The sequence below is a fragment of the Ensifer sp. Root558 genome, assembly GCF_001427045.1.
Lineage (GTDB): Bacteria > Pseudomonadota > Alphaproteobacteria > Rhizobiales > Rhizobiaceae > Ensifer > Ensifer adhaerens.
This window is the reverse complement of sequence record NZ_LMGC01000001.1, coordinates 269,632-288,883: the sequence shown is the minus strand read 5'-3', so window position 1 is coordinate 288,883 and position 19,252 is coordinate 269,632. Positions and strand designations below refer to the sequence as shown.

Sequence of the window (19,252 nt, the reverse complement as noted above, 5' to 3'; positions counted from 1 at the left end):
GGCTGCTCCCTCACGAAAGCGTCTGCAATCCTCAGGCGCTTTCCGCCAATCGCGCAGCGAAGCGCGCCATCACGGTGGAGACCGCCTCCTTGGTGAGCCGCACGCGCGGCAGTTCGGCCGATTGTTCATGGACCAGCAACCAGAGATCCGGGGCCAATGGCGGCGCCTCCGGCAGCAGCGGAGTGAAGCCTGCCGCCTCGGCCGCAAAGGCCGGAAGCACGGCAAAGCCGAGCCCGTTTTTCACCGCCGCCATCTGCGCGCCGAGCGAGGAGAAGCGCATCGCCGGCTGCAGGCCGGGGCATAGGGTTTCCAGCCAGGCGACCATAATCAGGTAGCTCAGCTCCTCGCTCCAGCCGATCAGCCGGTGGCGGTAGAGGTCGGCAGGTGCGCTCGGCATGCCGTGACGCGCGATGTAGCCAGGCATCGCATAAAGGCCGAAGGCGAGTTGGCCGAGCCTGCGCTGGCGATAGTTGCCCTGCTGCGGCCGCACCAGGCGCAGAACGATGTCGGCCTCTTCGCCGGCAAGCCGCACCGGGCGCACGCTCGAATGCATCTCCAGGCGGATTTCCGGATGCTCCAGCAGGAAACCGGCGAGGCCCGGCAACAGGACCTCCTGCCCCAACAGTTCAGGCACGTCGATGCGCACCGGGCCGGCAAGGTCGTTGTCCTTCTCCCGCGCCGTCCGCTCGAAGACCCGCATCTGCGCCTCGGCCCGTTCGGCCGGCGCCAAAAGCGCCTCGCCCGCCGGCGTCAGGTCGTAACCGTCGCGGTGCGGCCGGAAAAGCCTGACCTGCAACGCCGCCTCCAGCACCTCGATCCGGCGTGACACGGTCGATGCGCTGACACCAAGCCTGACGGAGGCCGCAGTCAGCGAGCGCGCATTGGCAACGGCAAGAAAGAATTTGAGATCGTTCCAGTCCATATTGCTTTCCATTTTTGGAAATCAGAATTGCGGAATGGTTTCTCGACCGAAGCCAGGAAATCAAGCAGTTTCTTCTGAAATCCGGAGAGAAACCAGCATGACGCCCAACATCGATACCTTTCGATTTTCCGAATTTGGCGAGCCGTCAGTGCTCGCCTTCAAGGCCGAGACGCTGGGCGAGCCCGGGCGCGGCGAAATCCAGATCCGCCATCTCGCCATCGGCGTGAACTACATCGACATTTATCACCGTCGGGGTTCGGCACCCCTGCCCCTGCCGAGCGGGATCGGCGTCGAAGGCGTCGGCGTGATCACCGCGCTTGGCGAAGGCGTCGAAGGCTTCTCGATTGGCGCACGCGTCGCCTATGTGGGCGGCCCGCCCGGCGCTTATGCCACCCACCGCAACCTGCCCGCCGCCCGGGCGCTGGCGCTGCCGGAGGAACTGGACAGCCGAGAGGTCGCAGCCCTCGTCTTCAAGGGACTGACCGTCGAATACCTGATCCGTCGCTGCATCGAGGTGAAGCCCGGCGACACGGTGCTCTTCCATGCGGCGGCCGGCGGTGTCGGCTCGATTGCCTGCCAGTGGCTGAGCCACATCGGCGCGACCGTCATCGGCACCGTCAGCTCCACAGAGAAAGCCGAAATCGCCCGGGCCAATGGCTGCCATCATGTCATCCTCTACAGCCAGGAGGATTTCCGGGTCCGCGTCGGCGAAATCACCGGTGGCAAGGGTGTCGGCGTCGTCTATGATTCCGTTGGCGCCGACACCTTCGCCAGGTCGCTCGACTGCCTGCGCCCGCGCGGCACGCTGGTTTCCTTCGGCGCCTCCTCCGGTCCGGTTCCCCCGCTCGACGTCGCCTCGCTCTCGGCCAAGGGCTCGCTCTATGTCACTCGTCCCTCGATCGCCCACTACACTGCCGAGCGAGGCGAGTACGAAGCGGCGGCGCGAGAGTTGTTCGGCGCCATGCAGGCAGGTGTCGTTCGTGCCCCAGCCATCACCACCTATCCGCTTCACGACGCCCGCAGGGCTCACGAAGACCTGGAGGCCCGGCGGACGACCGGATCCGTGGTCCTGCTGCCCTGAACGGCTGTCGCCTCCAACTGGTCAGCGCCCTATTCCCCCTCTCGTCGGCCGCGCGATGAACGTCGCGTGGCCGGATGCGTCCTGTGGCCGACCTGCAAGAACCGAACCGAAACTTCCGCCAGTTCTCCGGGAATAAACCCTGTGCTTGCCGTGTCTTACGGTTGGATCTGCACCATGCGGCTCCCGCGCAAACGGGACGAGGAGGCTTTTCGCCCGTTTCCGGACAGGAAAACCATCTTGAGGAAGGACAACTGCCATGAGAACGTTTCCACTGACGATCGCCATGCTGCTTGCGGCCAGCGTTACGGCTTTCGCCGCGCCGCCGGTCAAGGAAGTCGAGACCGCCAAGGGCAAGGTGCTGGCCGGAGAAAACGGCATGACGCTCTACACCTACAAGGACGATCATGGCGGCGTGTCCATGTGCTACGATGATTGCGCCAAGAACTGGCCGCCCTTCTTCGCGGAAGCCAGCGCCAAGGCAGATGGTGCCTATACGGTCGTCGAGCGCAAGGACGGCAAGAAGCAATGGGCCAAGGACGGTATGCCGCTCTACTTCTTCATCAAGGACAAGAAGATGGGTGACATGACCGGCGACGGCATGAAGAAGGGCGAATGGAATGTCGCCAAGCCGTAACGGCGGCAACGAGGATGCGGGGGCACCCCCCGCCTCCGACCGGTTCGAAGAGGATGTGCTGGCCCTGGTGCCGGCACTGCGGCGCTATGCCCGCAGCCTGGTGCGCTCGGACCCGGATGGCGAGGACCTGTTGCAGGATTGCGTGGAGAAGGTGCTTTCGCGCCGCGCGCAGTGGCGCGGCGTGAACCTGCGCGCCTGGGCCTTCACCATCATGACCAATCTCGGCCGCAACCGGCACCGCTATGTGGCGATGCACCCGCAGGTGGCGCTGGACGAGGACTTGGGCCTTGAGGCCGAGACCCACGAGAGCGACCCGCTGGAGCGCTCGCGGCTCGAACGGGCGCTGAACGGGCTCTCCACGGAGAACCGCTCGGTGCTGATGCTCGTGGTGATCGAAGGATACCGCTACCAGGACGTGGCCGAGATGATGGCCATACCGATCGGCACCGTGATGTCGCGCCTGTCGCGCGCGCGGCGCCAGCTTGCAGAAGCCATGAAGGACGACAATGTGATCAGCATGCGGAGACCGAAATGACGGAAGGCCACAACACCGTCTCCGAAGACGACCTGCACGCCTATGTCGACGGCGCCCTTGGCCCGCGCGAGCGGTTGCGGATCGAGCAATGGCTCGAGCAAAACCCCACGCAGGCCGAAGAGGTCCGGCAATGGCGGGCGCAGGCGGTCGAGTTGCGCGCGCTCTTTGCCGGCTATGCCCGCAGCGACGCCGATGACCGGGCTCTGCTTCTGAGCAACGGCAGCGAACGCCCGCAACAGGATCCCGGCAAGGACACCCGATCGTTTGCCAGCATCGCCCGCGCCGTCGCCGCCGGCCTGGTGCTCTTTGCGGCCGGCGGCCTCACCGGCCTTTACGCGCCCTCCTTGCTCGCACCCGAGCAAAGCCCCCGGCTGACGCAGACGGCCGACAGCCTGCCGCGCCAGGCGCAATCGGCCTTCCTGGTCTATGCGAGCGAAGTGCGCCATGCCGTCGAGGTCGGCGCCGACGACCAGACCCATCTCGCCACCTGGCTTGGCAAGCGCCTCGATCATCCGCTCTCGATCCCTGATCTCTCCTCGCTCGGCTTCTCGCTGGTCGGCGGCCGGCTGCTGCCGGTCAACGGCAAGGCAGGCGCGATGTTCATGTATGAGGATGGCACCGGCCGACGGCTGACGGTGCTGCTCGGCCGCAACGACGACAACCGCGAAACCAGCTTCCGCATCGACGAGAACGACGGCGTCGAGACCTTCTACTGGATCGACGGCCCGCTCGGCTACGCCGTCACCGGCGAGGTGCCGCGCGATCTGCTGCAGCAGGTGGCGGATGAATGCTACCGGCAGTTCGAAAAGAGCGAGGCGACGAAGAGCTGAGGGGTAACCCAGCCAACGCCGACTGGGCTTTGTTGGCAAGGTATTTCAAAGAGTTACAGTCGAGCCCGCACATTCGTCTCACCCTGCGTGACCCGAGACGCCCTGCGCTCAAAATCGCCGGGACGCTCACAATTTTCGGGATGCATCAGGTGCCGGCGCCCTTCGCCACGAGATAGGCCGAGAACATGTCGGCCATCGCATCCGCATAGGCCTCGATCTCCGCATCGCTGCGCGCCGTTCCCGAAAAATCCTTCCCCACCGTCGTCATCGTCGTCATGATCAGGTCACCGGCAAGTTCCCTGAGGTCGGTGGGTGCGTTCGGAAGAAGCTCGATCATGAACTGGTCGATGAGCGGATCGTTGGCCTCCTTGGCTTCCCGGGCTTCGGGCGCATCGCGATAAAGGGGTGCCGCGTCGCCCAGGGCAACCCGAACGGCCGCTTCCTCGCATTCCGAGCGCAGGAAGGCGTGAACCAGTGACCGCAGCCGATCGAGCGGCGACCACGACCCGTCACTGAGGATCGTCGCCAGCAGCCCCGACGTCTGCCGCCATTCGTCGCTTTGCAGGCGGAACAGGATCGCGCCCTTGTTGGGAAAATACTGGTACAGCGACCCGACGCTGACGCCCGCCCGTTCCGCGACGCGGGCCGTGGTAAATCGCTGCGCTCCCTCCTCCTCCAAAACCTGAACAGCAGCCTGGAGAATGGCCTTTACCAGCTCGTTCGAACGCGCCTGCTTGGGCGCTTTTCGTGAAGAAATACGGGCACTTGATCTGTTGGCCATTGGCACTGTCCGCAATGCGATTAGCGAATGCGACGAATTATTCGTATTTTTCCTCGTGAACGCAAGCCCATCGAAAACGAAGGAACATCCGATGACCACGCTCACCAGCCAGCCTCTCAAGGGCCTTCTCGACCGCCTATTCGACGAGGCCGATGCCGCGACCAGCCCCGCAGTCGCGCAACTGCCCGCAAGCGAACGCGAACGATTGCTGCACAGCAAGACCGAATATCTGCAGCTCTACGGGCTCTTGAAGGATCTGTGGCTTCCGGTTTCGCGTGAGACCGGCAACCTCCTCTACATGCTCGCCTGCGCGAGCCGCGCCCGCCGGATCGTCGAGTTCGGAACGTCCTTCGGCATTTCGACGCTCTTTCTCGCAGCGGCGCTGCGCGACAACGGCGGCGGCGAGCTGATCACCAGCGAATTCGAACCGGCGAAGGTGGCGCGGGCCGGACAGAACCTCACCGCAGCCGGTCTCGAGGATCTCGTCGAGATCCGGCAGGGTGACGCGCTGACGACTTTCACCGACCTTCCCGACGCGATCGATCTGGTGCTGCTCGACGGGGCAAAACCGATCTATCTCGACGTCTTCAAGCTGATCGAGCCTCGCCTGCGTCCAGGCGCCCTGATCATCGCCGACGACGCCGACAGTTGCCCGGAATATCTCGACTACATCCGTTCGGCCCCCGGCACCTACCTGTCGACACCGTTTGCCCAGGACATCGAAGTGACGATGCGCCTCGCCTGATCGGCGCCATCGTTTCGGTTGAGCGCCGGCGCTTACGCCCACGCAAGGCCACCACATCAAGGAGAACTGCAATGCATGTATTCGTAACGGGCGCGACCGGCTGGGTCGGGTCGGCCGTGGTCAAGGACCTGATCGCGGCGGGGCACAGGGTGTCCGGCCTGGCACGCTCCAGGGAAAAGGCCGCAACCCTCGCCGCAACCGGGGCTTCGGTCGTCGAAGGCGGGCTTGAGTCCGCGGCGGTCCTGCAGCGGGCCGCAGGGCAAGCCGATGCCGTCATTCACACGGCCTTCAGGCATGACTTCGTCCATGGCCCGCTCGACCAGGACTTTTCCAGTTTCCTGGAAAGTGCGGCCGAGGATCAGCGCGTCATCGCGCTTCTGGGTGAGGGTCTCGCCGGATCGGATCGGCCGCTACTCGTAACCTCGGGTCTCGCCGGGCTGCCGCTCGGTGCCACGGAAACCGATCGGCCCAATGCCGCCGTGCCGCGCAAATCCGAAGCCGCTGCCCGTGCCCTTGCCGAGCGCGGCATTCGGGCGGCAACGGTCCGGCTCGCGCCTTCGGTTCACGGCGTGGGTGACTATGGCTTCGTCCCCATCCTCGTGCGTCTTGCGCGCCAGACGGGCGTTTCGGCGTATCTGGATGATGGCGCCAATTGCTGGTCGGGCGTCTACCGGGATGATGCAGCACGGGTCTATCGGCTTGCGCTTGAAAGCGGCACGAGCGAGTGCGTCTACCACGCTGTGGCGGACGAAAAGATCCCGTTCCGACAGATCGCCGAGATCATCGGCCGAAATCTCGGCCTGCCGGTCGAAGCCCGCCCGCCCGCGCATTTCGGCTGGTTTGCCGGCATGGCCGGCGGCAACATGGCCGCGTCCAGCGCCCGGACGCGAGCCTTGCTCGGGTGGAAACCTGTTGGGCCTGACCTGCTCACCGATCTGGATCAGGCAACCTACTACGGCACCTGACAAACACGTCCCTGCCGATGACGTCTCGGCAGTTCCCGCGCCGCGACAGTGTCCGTGCACGACTGCAGCCACCGAATGCCACATATTCCAAACTGCTTGTTTACGGTTGCAGGGAGCGTAATCTCAATTCATCCAGTCTGGGCCAGAGCGTGGCAACTTTGGCTGTGGCCGACTAGAGAGCAACTTTGGGGGTCTGGGCAATGTTCACGCTTCTCGCTGTCGTCGCGCGGGTCGAATTGGCGCGCGCCTTTTTTATCCTTTCCGCCCTAGGTCTTGCAGGCCTTTCGCCCGGCAACTCTCGGGCCCAGGAGCAGACACCCGGCTACCGCGCCTGGACTGGCGATTTCGACGGCATGCAGCAACGCCGCCTGATCCGCATTCTCGTCCCCTTCAGCAAGACGATCTACTTCATCGACCGCGGCGAGCAATTGGGCACAGCGGTGGAGACCGGCAATGCGCTCGCAGAGGAACTCAACAAGGACCAGAAAAAGGAGATCGACAGGATCAAGGTCGTCTATGTGCCAACCAGCCGGGATCTGTTGCTTCCGGCCCTTGTCGAGGGACGCGGCGACATCGTTGCCGCCAACCTGACGATCACGTCCTCGCGCAAGGAGGTCGTCGACTTTACCGATCCGCTGGCAACGGGCGTCAACGAAATACTAGTGACGGGTCCGTCGGCCCAGTCGATCGCAACGCTTGACGACCTCGGCGGAAAGACGGTGTTTGCGCGGCAGAGCAGCAGCTACTTCGAACACCTCGGCGCGCTGAACGCCCGCCTGAAGGCATCCGGCAATACCGGGATCGATATCCGGCCGATCGACGAAAACCTGGAAGACGAGGACCTGATGGAGATGGTCAATGCTGGCCTTCTTCCCTGGTGCGTCGTCGATGATCACAAGGCGCGCATATGGGCAACCGTGTTCGATCGCGTCGTTCTGCATGAGGATATCGCCATTGCTGCGGAAGGCGAGATCGCTTGGGCCATCCGCAGGGACAGCCCGAAGCTCGCGGCCACCTTGAATGCCTTCATCAAGACCCACAAGGTCGGTACCGCCTTCGGCAACGTTCTGAAGAAGCGCTATTACCAGAGCGAGAAGATGGTGCGTGCCGCCTACGAGCGCTCCGAGCTTGAAAAGTATCGCACCCTGCGTGGCTTCTTCGAGACACACGCCACCACCTACGACTTCAACATGCTGCTGCTTGCCGCGCAGGGCTATCAGGAATCGCAACTCGACCAGAGCAAGCGCAGTCCGCGCGGCGCCGTTGGCATCATGCAATTGCTGCCGACAACGGCCGCCGACAAGTCGGTCGGCATTAACGGCGTAGAAAAGGATCCGAACCGCAACATCGAAGCCGGCGCCAAATACATGCGCTATCTGATCACCACCTATCTCAATGAGCCGGGCCTCGATCCCGTCAACCGGACATCGCTTGCTTTCGCCGCCTACAATGCCGGCCCCGGAAACCTGCGCAAGATCCGCCGTATCACCAATGAAATGGGGCTCGATCCGAACATCTGGTTCGGCAATGTCGAGAACGGGGCGGCGAAGGTGATCGGCCGCGAGACCGTGCAGTATGTCGGCAACATCTACAAATATTATGTCGCCTACTCACTCTTCACCGATCTGGAAGCTCGCAGGGCCGAGAGCGCCGCACAGTCACCGCAATGATGCGATGCCTTTGCAGCGCTCCGAGTTGCCATATGATGGAACCGGCAGGCCGCCTCACCGCAGCGGATCGTTCTCGATCACGATCGGTTGCCCATGCGGCGTTGCCTCCGCCGCGCGCTGCCAGCTCAGCGTCAGGTCTTCCAGTTCTCGACCGGAGGCGAGCGAAAGCTCCGTGACGAGGCGCGAGAGTGCGGCCACCCAGCAGTCGTAGTAGTCGCTGGCATCGGCCTTGCGGCCGGGTTTGTAAAGTTCGGCCGAAAGCGCTTCTGCCCATTCGGGCCAGGAGAACACACCCTTTTCGTGCAGGCGCACGGTCATGGCGAAGGCGTTCGCCTGCCAGGGCTCGGCAAAGACCGGATCGCCCTCCGGTGACTTCGGCAGTTCGGCCGAGGCAATCAGCGGCGATGTCACCTTACACGTGCTCAAGATAGCTCTCCCAGGCATCGATCGAGACGGTCAGCGTCGGGTCGGCGCCCTCGCCCCAGATCTCCGGCCCATCGAAAACGACCGTGTAGACCCATTGTGGATTTTCGCCGCGGCCATGGGCGTTGTCGTCAGGAAAGACGAAAGAGCCCTGCACCGCCTCGACCCGGCCGAGCTTGGCACGGGCATAGCGCGGCAGGCGCGTATGGGTCTCCGGATTGAAGTTTTTCGTGCGCACCCGGTCGCCGGCGGCAAAGCGTGGGCGCCCCTCGACCGGACGATCGCAGGGGCCGCCTTTGGCGAGCACGCCCGCCACCATGTCGGCCTTCAGCACCCGTTTCGGCGCCGCACCCTGTTCCAGCCTGTGGCCGCCATCGAGTTCGGCCTGGGTCACGAAGCCGTGGCGCTTCAACAGGGTTTCGAGCGCGCGCGTCCAGATCTCGTAATAGCTCGCCGAGAGATAGGTCGCCGGGGCCAAGTTTTCGCGCGCATGCCGGCTTTCGTCGATCGTCCAGGCGCCAAAGGCGCCGCAGGAAAGCGTGACGCCGAGCGCCCGCTTTTCCCACTCCGCATGGAAGTAGGGCTCGTCCTTTTCAGGCGCCACCGGGCCGAGGCCGTGGGCGCCGCCGAGATCGTGTGGACCGTTCATCGAAGCACCTCCGCAGAAAGTGCCAGGCCCGTCCCGATCATCGCGTCGCGGGTGACGAGGGCAGCAAGCTCGTCCTCGCTGAATCCTTCCGTCCCTGCCGGGCGCTCGGGGATCACGAGATAACGCAGTTCCGCCGTCGAATCCCAAACGCGAATGCGCGTCGTCTCGGGAAGCGTCAGGCCGAATTCCTGGAGCACACCGCGCGGATCGATGACGGCGCGCGAACGATAGGGCGGCGCCTTGTACCAGACCGGCGGCAGACCGAGCACCGACCAGGGGTAACAGGAACAGAGCGTGCAGACGACGAGGTTATGGGTTTCGGGCGTGTTGAACACGGCGCGCATATGCTCGCCCTGCCGGCCGGTATAACTGAGGCTGGCGATCGCTTCCGTCGCATCGCGCTTCAGCCACTCGGCAAATTCCGGATCCACCCAGGCCTTGGCGACCACACGCGCGCCGTTGCGCGGACCGATCTTCGTCTCATAGGTCTCGACGATCGCATCGATCGCCGCCGGGTCGATCAACCCCTTCTCTGTCAGCACCGTCTCCAGCGCCTTCACCCGCGCTTCCATGTCGGTGAAATGGTTGTCGTGGTGATGGTCGTGATCGTGATGATCGTGGCCATGATGGTGTTCGGACATTGCCTGGCTCCTCGCAACGCTGTGCCATCACAGGCACAAAGATGGCGCTGCCTCCTCATAAAGTCGTAGCGCATAAACCCCGGATTCGAAATCGATTTCAACGCCCGCGGGTACCCGCAATTGTCACCATAACAAGTCTGGTCCGATGCGCTTCGGACCAGGCCACCGAGCAAGCCGGCTTCCGCTGCCGGCGATCATTTGCCATGCAGTTCCGAATGTATCATCTGCGCCATCTAGGCATGCTCGCACTGTCGGTCGCCTATCTCGCCTCCGCTCCCCTCGTCGAACCCCAACTTTGGGCCGATCCGCTCGGGCCGCTCGTCAAGGTGCTGCCGTCGCTGCTTCTCACGCTGGCGACGCTGACCATACTGGATGAACGCTGATGATGCTCGAAGATCTGCTGCGCCCTGCCAATGTTATCGGTGCCGCGGTGCTCTTCGGCACCGGCGCTGGTATCGCCTTCTTCATGCTTATGGCCAAGCGCACGCGCGATGCCCGGCTGATCGCGCACGTCGCCGACACGGTCTTCACCGCGACAGCGGTGCTGCTCCAGCCGATCACCGGTTACCTGCTGGCGACGAGCATCGGCTGGTCGCTGACGGAAGGATGGATCGCGCTGTCGCTGATCCTCTATGTCGTCACCGGCCTCTTCTGGCTGCCGGTCGTTTGGATCCAGTTGCGGCTGCGCGATCTCGCCCGGCTTGCAACGGCCAACGGTGCGCCGCTACCACCGGAGTTCGACCGGCTCTATGCCATCTGGTTTGCCTGCGGCTTCCCGGCCTTCTTTGCCGTCACCGGCATCTTCTGGCTGATGCTGATGAAACCACAATTCGCACTATTTTAGCATCGGCCAGAGACTGATGACGAGAAGCACCGCCATGGTGATGTTGAACCATTTCAGCCGCGACGGTTCCGAGAGCCATTGGCGCAGCGCCGAACCGAAGCCCGCCCATGTGGAAACGCTCGGCACGTTGACGAGCGCAAAGACGACGCCGACGACGAGCACGCTGAAGAGGTAGCTTTCGCTGCTGGTATAGGTCGCCATCGCTGACACCGCCATCACCCACGCCTTGGGATTGACCCATTGGAAGGCGGCAGCCCCGATGAAGGTCATCGGCTGTGCGCTGGCCTTGCCTTCGGACAGCGAACGCGAGGTGCCGATCTTCCAGGCGATCCAGATGAGATAGGCACCGCCTGCGAACTTCAGCGCCGTGTAGACGACCGGCACGGAATGGAGCAGCGCACCGAGGCCGAAACCGACGGCGATGAGCAGCAGGAAGAAGCCGGCGCCGATGCCCAGCATATGCGGAATGGTGCGCACGAAACCGAAATTCACGCCCGACGCGAACAGCATCATGTTGTTCGGCCCCGGCGTGATCGAAGTGGTGAATGCGAACAAAAACAGCGCCAGCAGCGTATCGGCCTGCATGGTTTCCTCCCGGTCAATTGGGTCAGCATAATTGACCTATTAGCCGGCATCAGCCGCGAACTTGTCATGGTGACAAGTTTCCCCTCGCCGATAAATTGCCAAAAAACCGTATAATACAGCAGTTTGTCTACAACGTTCGTGCGACTTTGGACCTAGGGCAGCGCTAGGGTACCCGCCTGGGCCCTGCGTCCCTCAGACCCCGTTATGTCGTGCCGGGCCCCGGTGGGATGGGCCTGGCGGAATCTTACTTGAGGCCATTAAGGGGGTCCCTACACGCCTCTCGGGCTCCGGCTCAACGGTAGATGGTCGGAGCAAGGAAGCGACCAGTCGGTTGATTGAGCGGCCTGCCGAGAGGCCTCGGTGATGGGGTAGCAATGCGATGACAACGCGCCCAAGCCCGTCGTTGTCCAGCCTCAGCCGTGTGTGTACTCTCGCTGTCATGCACGTGGGTAGGAGGCCACAATGAGGAGGACGATTGTTGCCGCTCTCGCCACTTTCGTGTTCACGGCCCCAGCCATGGCGCGATCAGAGGAGAGGCAGTCTATGACAACGCCATCCTTCACCGAATGTCAGAAGGTGCAGCAGGAGGTCATGCGTCTCGTCACAGGTGGAAGGGACTGGAAGCTGGTGCCGTGGGACGGTGGCGCAGTCGCTCTATTTCTCCAAATCGACGGCACAATCGCCATCACATGCAGCAGCGACGGCACAGCCGAAATCTACGCGACGGGCGTCGCTACCAATGCCTTTCCGGGATTTGTTCGCGCCTTTGAACTCCTAAAGTAACAGTGTCCTTGGTCTTGGTGCGCACCGTTTTCAGCATCCGTACATTCATGTGACCGGTCGCCGCCTCGCCTGTGCAGGAACGGTGGTCGGCCTCAGCCCCACTTCATCTCGCCCTTGGCGACCTTGGCGCCGAGCTCGAGCGTCGCGACACCGGGCAGATCCGGATAGCGCTTTGTCATCGCTGCGATCAGCTCGCCGCTGTCCTTGGCGGCGGCCGCCGCCTCGTTGAAGGCTGCGAGATAATCGCGGGTGAAGCGGATGGCCTCGACGCCCTCCGGCCCGCCAGCACTCTTATGCGCCGGCACGACGATCGCGGGCTTGCGCGTCGCCATGGCATCGAGCGCCTCGATCCATTTCTGCCGCCCTTCCGCCGTCGCCTCGTCGGCCACCCAGACATGCGAGCCGGAATAGACGAGCACGCCACCGAAAATCGCCTGCAGTTCCGGCACGAAGAGATAGCGCCGGTCCTTCATCCCCTCGATCGTGACGATCTCGATCGTGCTGCCTTCGAGCGTCAACGCGGTGCGGTCGTCGGGCGTCGGCATCACCACATCGGCGAGCGTCTGCGGGCCATTGTCCTTCAACTGCGCCCCCCAGGTTTCAAGCTTTCCTTCAACATTGGCCCTGATCGCCTCGACGGTCGCTGAAGCGGCGATGACCTTCGCATCCGGAAAGGCTTCGACGATCGGCTTGAGGCTGAAATAGAAATCCGGGTCGTTGCAGCTGACATAGATGGTCGTCAGCCGCTTGCCCGTTGCCTTGATTGCCTCGGCCACCGCCCGGCCGTCGGAAAACGTGAAGCCGCCATCGATCAGGATCGCCTCGCTCTTTCCGGTCAGCAGCACCGGTGTACGGTTGAAGCCGGCATCATCCGCCTGGAAATAGCGCCATTCGAGCGCTGCGGCCGCATTGGCAAAGCGGCCACCGACCGGCTGAATGAGGATGGCGGCGCCGGCCGCCGCTGCCGTCTTGAGTGCGGTCCGCCGGGTCAACTGGATCTGCATGGGGTCTCCTTGGCTTTTGTCGTGCCCGGCAGGATGACGGCACGGGCGCTCTTGAAAAAGCCCGGCAGTCCGAACAGACTGTCTGACAACCTCAGACAATCGCGAAGAATTTCGAATGACTGTAAATTTAAATCGCCTCTCGCATTTTGTTGCCGTGGTCGAGTGCGGCTCTTTCACCGCGGCTGCCGAACGGCTCGGGCTTGCCAAAGCCGCCGTCAGCCATCAGGTCGCCCAACTCGAAAAGGAGCTGGGCACCACCCTGCTCGTGCGCACCACACGGCGGCTAAGCCCGACCGCCACCGGCCAGCGCTTCTACGAGCGCTGCGCGCTGATCCTGCGCGATGCCGATGAGGCCGTCGGCGCGGTCTCAGCTGAAACCGAGATCCCGAGCGGCACGCTGACACTGACGGCACCGCTCGACTATGGCGCCAAGGTCGTAACCAACGCCGTCGCCGCCTATCTCGCGGCCTATCCCGCCATGCGGGTGGAGCTGAGCTTCAACGACACGGTTCTCGACATGATCGAGAAGCGCCTCGATCTCGCCATTCGCGCCGGCTGGCTGGTGGTTTCCAGCGAACGGGCAAAACGCATCGGCACGTTTCAGCAGCACCTCGTCGCAGCGCCCGCCTATGCCGCAAAGCTCGGGGACATCACGCACCCCAATCAATTGATGGAGGCAGACTGGATCGCCAACGGCGCGCTGAAGGCGCCGCTGGAATGGACCTTCACGCATGCTTCCGGCAACGGGGCGGCAATCCACGGCAAGGCGCTGGTGACCGCCGACAGCATCGATTCCGCCCACTGCTGCGCTGTCGCCGGCATCGGGCTTGCCGTGCTGCCGGACTATCAGGTGCGAACCGACATCGCCGAGGGCCGGCTGGTGCGGTTGCTTTCCGACTGGTCGCTGCCCTCGGGCGGTATCCATGTCGTCTATCCGCCCTCCCATTTCCGCCCGGCGCGCGTGCGCGCCTTCGTCGAGATCCTGCAGCGCATGGAAAAGGAGCGCGGGCGGCTTGCCGGATGAAGGCTCGAAAGACCGGCGGGATGCGCTAGATTGCCCGCTACCCGCCGATTTCCTGAAAGCGTTTCCGCTTTTACGGATAGCAACGGGGCGCACGTCTAAGTGCTACAGCGTGAGAGGCGCATCTTGAAAGCTGCGGCCGCTGTGGGCAATTTCGGCCGCGAGGAGAAAAGCATGCACGATCCGATCCCGACGACGACACTTCCCGACGGCCGCTCGATCCCGGTTCTTGGCCAAGGCACCTGGCGCATGGGCGACAGCGCAGCACGCAAGGCCGATGAGGTGAAGAGCCTGCAGCTCGGCCTCGATCTCGGCCTGACGCTGATCGACACGGCCGAAATGTATGGCAACGGCGCCTCGGAGCGCGTGGTCGGCGAAGCGGTGCGCGGGCGCCGCGACGAGGCCTTCATCGTCAGCAAGGTGCTGCCGTCCAACGCCAGCCGCATTGGCACCGAGGCCGCCTGCGCGCGCAGCCTGAAGCATCTCGGCGTCGACCATATCGATCTCTACCTCCTGCACTGGCGCGGCGGCTATCCGCTGGCGGAAACGGTTGCCGCCTTCGAGGCGCTGAAGAAATCAGGCAAGATCGGCGCCTGGGGCGTCTCGAACTTCGATGTCGACGACATGGAGGAGCTGCTGGACGTGCCGGATGGCAAAAACGTCGCCGTCAACCAGGTGCTCTACAACCTGTCGCGCCGCGGCATCGAATACGACCTCTTGCCCTGGTGCCAGAGCCAAGGCATCGCCATCATGGCCTATTCTCCGCTCGACGAGGGTCGGCTCTTGCGCCACCCCGATCTCATTCACATCGCCAAGGCGCATCAGGCGACGCCCTCCCAGATCGCCCTTGCCTTCCTCAAGACCCGCCCCGGCGTCATCTCGATCCCCAAGACCGGTTCGGCCGACCGCCTCCGCGAAAACCGCGACGCAATGGACATCCACCTGACCGCCGAAGACCTCGCCGCCCTCGACCACGCCTTCCCGCCGCCGAAGCGCAAGCGGTCGCTGGAGATGATTTGAGAGAAGCGTCGCGATAACGTTGACCGCGCCCTCAGCCGCTCAGCCCGACTGCGCGCCGGAGGCGCAGTCGGTGCAACATCGATGACGGTTCAATCAAACGCCCTCGCTGCTGTTCGGCGACATCCGCTATCCGTCAGACAAGCAACATTCCGCCGTCGACGTGGAGTTCGATGCCGTTGACGAAGCGACCGGCATCCGAAGCGAGGAAGAGTGCCGCACTGGCAAGCTCCCCGGACGTGCCCAGCCGGCCAGCCGGGATCGTCTCGGCCATGTGCTCGAGAAAGGGTACGCGTTCAGCCTCGGAGATTCCGAGCTTTCCAAGGATTTCCGTGTCCGTCGGCCCCGGGCTGAGAACATTCACGCGAATGCGGCGCGACTTGAACTCGATCGCCCAGTTGCGCGCGAACGCCGCTGCGGCAGCTTTGGAACCGGCATAGACGCTATGGTTCGGGAGAACCTTGGTCGCCGCCAGCGAACTGGTGATGATGATGCTCCCGCCCTCGTTCATGATGGGAGCGATGGCTTGAACGCCGAAGAAGACGCCCTTTGTGTTGATGGAAAAATGCCGGTCATAGGCTTCTTCGGAGATTGCGTCGGTCGGTTTGAGGTCGATCACGCCCGCGTTGGCAAGGTAGATATCGACCGCGCCAAATCGTTCCGCAACTGTGCCCGCGACCGCCCGATGATGGGCGAGATCAGCCACGTCACCCTGGATGCCGATCGCGCCGAAGCCGATTTCCTGAACGGCTTGATCTAGAAGGTCCTGGCGTCGAGCCGTGATGATGACCTGGGCGCCTTCTTCGGCAAAGAGCTTGGCGGTCGCCTTTCCGATGCCGCTGTTGCCGCCAGTAATGACGGCGACCTTTCCTTGAAGTGTCTTCATTTTCGTCTCCATGTTAGGTGTCATGGAGATAGAGATGCCTTGGACGGCGCATTAGCGGGTTCATGAGCACATGACATGTGCCTGCGAGGTGTAGATGCCCAATCTGCTGAACGAGACGCCTGGCTTGATCGCGTTCGTCAGGACCGTGGAGAGCGGTTCGTTCAGCGCTGCGGCCAAGATCCTGAGGACATCGCCGTCTGCCGTCTCGAGGAGCGTCGGAAGGTTGGAGACCTTGGTCAGGGCCCGCCTGTTTCTGAGGTCAACGCGAGCATTGGTTCTAACCTTCGAAGGGCAATCCTTGTTCGACAAGGTTGCTCCTCTCCTGCGCCAGCTTGATACGTCGGACGAGGTCGCCAGCCGTGAGGACACGCTCGCCGGCAGAATTCGGTTCAGCATGCCAAGCGATCTTGCCCGCTACTTCTTGACCCCGATATTTCGAGATTTCGCATCGGCCTTTCCCGCCATCAAGCTGGAGGTGGGGCTCGCAGACCGGCAAGTTGATTTGATCCGGGAGGATTACGACGTGGCCTTCCGCGTGGGCGGCGGTGGCCAAGGCGAACTGCGCGTACGAAAGCTAGCGAATGTCAACATGGTGATCGTCGCGTCTCCAGCTTACCTCGAGAAACACGGCAAGCCGCGTTCAGTAGACGAGGCGTCGGCTCTTCCCTTCGCCCGATACATTGTGCGTGGTCATCCGAGCCCGATGGTCTTTGCGGGCGGCAAGCAGTTTTCACCGCAGGGCCGCGTGGATTGCGATACCGGGCAGGCACTGCGGGCAGCGGCACTCCACGGTCTGGGGGCGGCACTGCTCATGAAGTGTGTGGTTCAGGACGAGTTGAACGACGGCCGGCTGATCGATATCTCCACTGAACTGGACCTGCCGCCGCAGCCTCTCAACGTGGTGCACGCCTTCGGCTCGATGATACCGCTTCGCGTTCGGCGATTTTGCGATTTCATCGCCGACCAAACCAAGAGCATACCAGGTCTGTGACAGCCTAAGACCAGTGGACTTGCGGTGAAATGGAAATACGCATTCACTCGCTCCGATAGGCCGTTGGCAACCTGCCCGTCCCTGAGAGAAAGGGAGTGAGGGACCATCCTCACGAAACGTCTGCCTTCTGCGCGCTGCGGTTTATCGCAAAGAACCGCCACCGCAAGCGTCGATCACGCAGTGACGCCCGCAATCTCCACCACCACCTTGCCCTTGGCGCGACCGGATTCCAGATAGGCGAAGGCTTCGGCGACATCGTTCAGTGCAAACACGCGGTCGATCACCGGCCTGACCGTCCCGGCGTCGATGAGGCCTGCGAGTTCGGCAAGCTCGGCACCATCAGGATGCATGAAGAGGTAGCGGTAGGAGACGCCGTGTTTCCGGGCGACGGCGCGTATCTTATAGGACGCAAGCCAGAACAGCGCCCTGAGGAACAGCCCGCGGCCGAGATCCTTTCGCGCGGTTTCGGGCTCGGGCATGCCGGCGATGGAAACCACCTTGCCGCCGCGCTTGACGACGCCGAAGGATTTTAGGAGCGTCTCGCCGCCCAGCAGATCGAAGGCGCCGTCCATGTCGCGCAAGCGCTCCTCGAAGCGCTCCTTCGTGTAGTCGATCACCACGTCGGCGCCGAGCGCCTCGACCAGCGCGCGGCCGCGGGGCGATGCGGTCGTCGTGACCTCCGCGCCCAGCCATTTCGCCAGCTGAATGGCGAAAGTACCCACACCGCCGGCGCCACCGGGGATGAAGATCCGGCTGCCCCGCCCCACATGAAGCTCGTCGCGCAGCGCCTGCAAGGCGGTAAGGCCGGCAAGCGGCACGCCGGCTGCCGTGTTGAAGTCGATCGATGCAGGCATCTTCGCCAGGAATTGTTCGGGCACGACGGCATACTCAGCAAGGCCCCCCATGGTGTCTTTGGGCATGCGCGCAAAGACCCGGTCGCCCGGCGCAAACGACGCGACGCCTTCTCCCAGTTCCTCGACGACGCCTGAGAGTTCGTTGCCCATGACGACAGGCAAGGGATAGCGCTGGACGACTTTCAGCATGCCGTCGCGCGTCTTGTAGTCGACCGGATTGAGGCCGGCGGCATGCACTCGGAAAAGCACCTCGCCGCGCGCTGCGCGTGGGCGCCGCACGTCGCGCAACTCCGCGGCATCGGAACCACGATATCTCGTAAGGACCAAGGCCTTCATCTTGGTAGAATTCATCAGGCACCTGCGATCGTGAGAAATCTTCTGAGGGAATACTCGGCGAGAAATGCCGTGCGAAGTCAACCACGCGCGTGACGTCTGGCGGCTTCGGTCGCATGCGCGTGCACCGATCATCCGGCCGGCCGGGAGGTTTCGGCTGCAACTGCGGCGGCCCCTCATCCTGCCTGCCGGCCACCTTCTCCCCCAAGCGGGGAGAAGGAAACGTGCAGCGGGCGCCCGGTTCCCTTGAACCGCGAGCGCTTAGCATCTTCAGCAGAAGCGTGCCTTTGATGGACGGTCACCATGAAGGAGGAAAGAAGCGGCTCGCTGGGTGCGAGCGCCCCCTCTCCCCGCCTGCCGGGAGAGGGCTGGGGTGAGGGGCAGCCTCCGCACAAAGTGCGAGGGGCAATCCCGCTCGGAAAATCTCGCGCGCAAGAATGCACGCGAGCCCCTCACCTCGGCAAAATCACATGCCCTGCGGGCCGCGGTTCATCGCTGCGATGCCGGTGCGGCAGACCTCGATGAGGCCGAGCGGCTTCATGATGGCGATGAACTGCTCGATCTTCGACGGCTTGCCGGTGATTTCGAAGACGAAGTGATCGATGTTGGCGTCGATGACCGAGGCGCGGAAGGCGTCGGCAAGGCGCAGAGCCTCGACGCGGTGGTCGCCCGAGCCGTGTACCTTGACGAGCGCCAGTTCGCGTTCGATCGGCCGGTCGTGGCCCAGGCTGGCGGCGCGCACGGTCAGGTCGACGACGCGGTGGACCGGAACCAGCCGTTCCAGCTGGTTCTTGATCTGGTCGAGCACGTGCGGCGTGCCGCGCGTCACGATGGTGATGCGCGACAGGTGCGCCTCGTGTTCCGTTTCCGAAACCGTGAGGCTCTCGATGTTGTAGCCGCGACCGGAGAACAGGCCTATGACGCGGGCAAGGACGCCCGGTTCGTTGTCGACGAGAACCGAAAGCGTGTGGGTTTCGGCGACTTCGGTCTCCTTGGCGATGAAGTAGGCGGAGCCGGTCGGTTGAAGGTGTGCGTTCATGTGAGTGGTTCCTCTACCT

The 19,252-nt window shown here is 63.4% G+C and carries 22 protein-coding genes and 1 pseudogene; 13 read left to right on the top strand and 10 right to left on the bottom strand.

Annotated elements, in window-relative coordinates:
- Positions 1-31: 31 nt before the first annotated feature.
- On the bottom strand, positions 32-922 hold the full coding sequence (locus ASD63_RS01400; protein WP_034792740.1) for a LysR family transcriptional regulator: 891 nt from the start codon (positions 920-922) through the stop codon (positions 32-34).
- A gap of 97 nt (positions 923-1,019) precedes the next feature.
- Here ASD63_RS01400 and ASD63_RS01395 point away from each other — a divergent pair, with 97 nt between their 5' ends.
- From ASD63_RS01395 to ASD63_RS01380, 4 genes are all read left to right on the top strand, one after another.
- Positions 1,020-2,003 carry a quinone oxidoreductase gene (locus ASD63_RS01395; RefSeq protein WP_034792738.1) on the top strand — a complete coding sequence of 328 codons (984 nt, stop codon included), beginning with the start codon at positions 1,020-1,022 and terminating at the stop codon, positions 2,001-2,003.
- 256 nt (positions 2,004-2,259) lie between these two features.
- The gene (locus tag ASD63_RS01390) at positions 2,260-2,637 is read left to right on the top strand and encodes a lipoprotein (protein WP_034792736.1); all 378 of its coding nucleotides are present in this window, start codon (positions 2,260-2,262) and stop codon (positions 2,635-2,637) included.
- Entirely contained in the window at positions 2,621-3,172 is a 552-nt protein-coding gene (locus tag ASD63_RS01385; protein ID WP_034792734.1) for an RNA polymerase sigma factor, read from the top strand. The genes ASD63_RS01390 and ASD63_RS01385 overlap by 17 nt, the downstream gene beginning before the upstream one ends.
- Entirely contained in the window at positions 3,169-4,002 is an 834-nt protein-coding gene (locus tag ASD63_RS01380) for an anti-sigma factor (RefSeq protein WP_060528762.1), read from the top strand. Before ASD63_RS01385 ends, ASD63_RS01380 begins: the two co-directional genes overlap by 4 nt.
- A gap of 145 nt (positions 4,003-4,147) precedes the next feature.
- Here the strand turns inward: ASD63_RS01380 and ASD63_RS01375 are convergent, their stop codons facing one another.
- Positions 4,148-4,783 carry a TetR family transcriptional regulator gene (locus tag ASD63_RS01375; protein ID WP_034792728.1) on the bottom strand — a complete coding sequence of 212 codons (636 nt, stop codon included), beginning with the start codon at positions 4,781-4,783 and terminating at the stop codon, positions 4,148-4,150.
- A gap of 91 nt (positions 4,784-4,874) precedes the next feature.
- Here ASD63_RS01375 and ASD63_RS01370 point away from each other — a divergent pair, with 91 nt between their 5' ends.
- The 3 genes from ASD63_RS01370 to ASD63_RS01360 all read left to right on the top strand — a co-directional run bounded on the left by ASD63_RS01370 (position 4,875) and on the right by ASD63_RS01360 (position 8,163).
- Positions 4,875-5,528, top strand: coding sequence for a class I SAM-dependent methyltransferase (locus tag ASD63_RS01370; RefSeq protein ID WP_034793622.1), 654 nt, complete (start codon positions 4,875-4,877; stop codon positions 5,526-5,528).
- 71 nt (positions 5,529-5,599) lie between these two features.
- Complete coding sequence (locus ASD63_RS01365; RefSeq protein ID WP_034792725.1) at positions 5,600-6,493, top strand: SDR family oxidoreductase; 894 nt, start codon at positions 5,600-5,602, stop codon at positions 6,491-6,493.
- Positions 6,494-6,693: 200 nt separating this feature from the next.
- Positions 6,694-8,163 (top strand): lytic transglycosylase F, encoded by a 1,470-nt coding sequence (locus ASD63_RS01360; protein WP_060528761.1) that lies wholly within the window; start codon positions 6,694-6,696, stop codon positions 8,161-8,163.
- 54 nt (positions 8,164-8,217) lie between these two features.
- Here the strand turns inward: ASD63_RS01360 and ASD63_RS01355 are convergent, their stop codons facing one another.
- From ASD63_RS01355 to nthA, 3 genes are read right to left on the bottom strand one after another with little or no spacing between them, the layout of a single operon-like run.
- Complete coding sequence (locus ASD63_RS01355; RefSeq protein ID WP_090294265.1) at positions 8,218-8,607, bottom strand: nitrile hydratase accessory protein; 390 nt, start codon at positions 8,605-8,607, stop codon at positions 8,218-8,220.
- Positions 8,576-9,235, bottom strand: coding sequence for a nitrile hydratase subunit beta (gene nthB, locus ASD63_RS01350; RefSeq protein WP_034792719.1), 660 nt, complete (start codon positions 9,233-9,235; stop codon positions 8,576-8,578). The genes ASD63_RS01355 and nthB overlap by 32 nt, the downstream gene beginning before the upstream one ends.
- Positions 9,232-9,876 carry a nitrile hydratase subunit alpha gene (gene nthA, locus ASD63_RS01345; RefSeq protein WP_060528760.1) on the bottom strand — a complete coding sequence of 215 codons (645 nt, stop codon included), beginning with the start codon at positions 9,874-9,876 and terminating at the stop codon, positions 9,232-9,234. The genes nthB and nthA overlap by 4 nt, the downstream gene beginning before the upstream one ends.
- Before the next feature lie 227 nt (positions 9,877-10,103).
- Between nthA and ASD63_RS35910 the strand changes: the two are divergent.
- A pseudogene (locus tag ASD63_RS35910) lies at positions 10,104-10,259 on the top strand (DoxX-like family protein); the annotation flags it as partial.
- A gap of 2 nt (positions 10,260-10,261) precedes the next feature.
- Positions 10,262-10,720 carry a DUF2269 domain-containing protein gene (locus ASD63_RS01340; protein ID WP_034793618.1) on the top strand — a complete coding sequence of 153 codons (459 nt, stop codon included), beginning with the start codon at positions 10,262-10,264 and terminating at the stop codon, positions 10,718-10,720.
- On the opposite strand, the gene ASD63_RS01335 is transcribed toward ASD63_RS01340, so the two are convergent.
- Positions 10,712-11,305, bottom strand: coding sequence for a LysE family translocator (locus ASD63_RS01335; protein ID WP_034792716.1), 594 nt, complete (start codon positions 11,303-11,305; stop codon positions 10,712-10,714). The genes ASD63_RS01340 and ASD63_RS01335 overlap by 9 nt on opposite strands.
- A gap of 543 nt (positions 11,306-11,848) precedes the next feature.
- Here ASD63_RS01335 and ASD63_RS01330 point away from each other — a divergent pair.
- Entirely contained in the window at positions 11,849-12,088 is a 240-nt protein-coding gene (locus ASD63_RS01330; protein ID WP_127889203.1) for a hypothetical protein, read from the top strand.
- Positions 12,089-12,180: 92 nt separating this feature from the next.
- Here the strand turns inward: ASD63_RS01330 and ASD63_RS01325 are convergent, their stop codons facing one another.
- A complete protein-coding gene (locus tag ASD63_RS01325) occupies positions 12,181-13,092 on the bottom strand; it encodes an MBL fold metallo-hydrolase (RefSeq protein WP_034792710.1) in 912 nt (303 codons plus the stop codon).
- Positions 13,093-13,207: 115 nt separating this feature from the next.
- On the opposite strand from ASD63_RS01325, the gene ASD63_RS01320 reads away from it, so the two are divergent.
- Positions 13,208-14,116 carry a LysR family transcriptional regulator gene (locus ASD63_RS01320; RefSeq protein ID WP_034792707.1) on the top strand — a complete coding sequence of 303 codons (909 nt, stop codon included), beginning with the start codon at positions 13,208-13,210 and terminating at the stop codon, positions 14,114-14,116.
- 171 nt (positions 14,117-14,287) lie between these two features.
- A complete protein-coding gene (locus ASD63_RS01315; RefSeq protein ID WP_034793617.1) occupies positions 14,288-15,133 on the top strand; it encodes an aldo/keto reductase in 846 nt (281 codons plus the stop codon).
- Between the two features lie 133 nt (positions 15,134-15,266).
- On the opposite strand, the gene ASD63_RS01310 is transcribed toward ASD63_RS01315, so the two are convergent.
- Positions 15,267-16,016 (bottom strand): glucose 1-dehydrogenase, encoded by a 750-nt coding sequence (locus tag ASD63_RS01310; protein WP_034792704.1) that lies wholly within the window; start codon positions 16,014-16,016, stop codon positions 15,267-15,269.
- Positions 16,017-16,110: 94 nt separating this feature from the next.
- Between ASD63_RS01310 and ASD63_RS01305 the strand changes: the two genes are divergently transcribed.
- Positions 16,111-17,007: a LysR family transcriptional regulator gene (locus tag ASD63_RS01305; protein ID WP_034792690.1), complete on the top strand. Its 897-nt coding sequence runs from the start codon at positions 16,111-16,113 to the stop codon at positions 17,005-17,007.
- A gap of 173 nt (positions 17,008-17,180) precedes the next feature.
- Here ASD63_RS01305 and ASD63_RS01300 read toward each other — a convergent pair whose 3' ends face one another.
- A complete protein-coding gene (locus tag ASD63_RS01300) occupies positions 17,181-18,212 on the bottom strand; it encodes an NADP-dependent oxidoreductase (protein WP_244497208.1) in 1,032 nt (343 codons plus the stop codon).
- Between the two features lie 448 nt (positions 18,213-18,660).
- Positions 18,661-19,233 carry an acetolactate synthase small subunit gene (gene ilvN, locus ASD63_RS01295; protein WP_034792687.1) on the bottom strand — a complete coding sequence of 191 codons (573 nt, stop codon included), beginning with the start codon at positions 19,231-19,233 and terminating at the stop codon, positions 18,661-18,663.
- Positions 19,234-19,252: the final 19 nt, after the last annotated feature.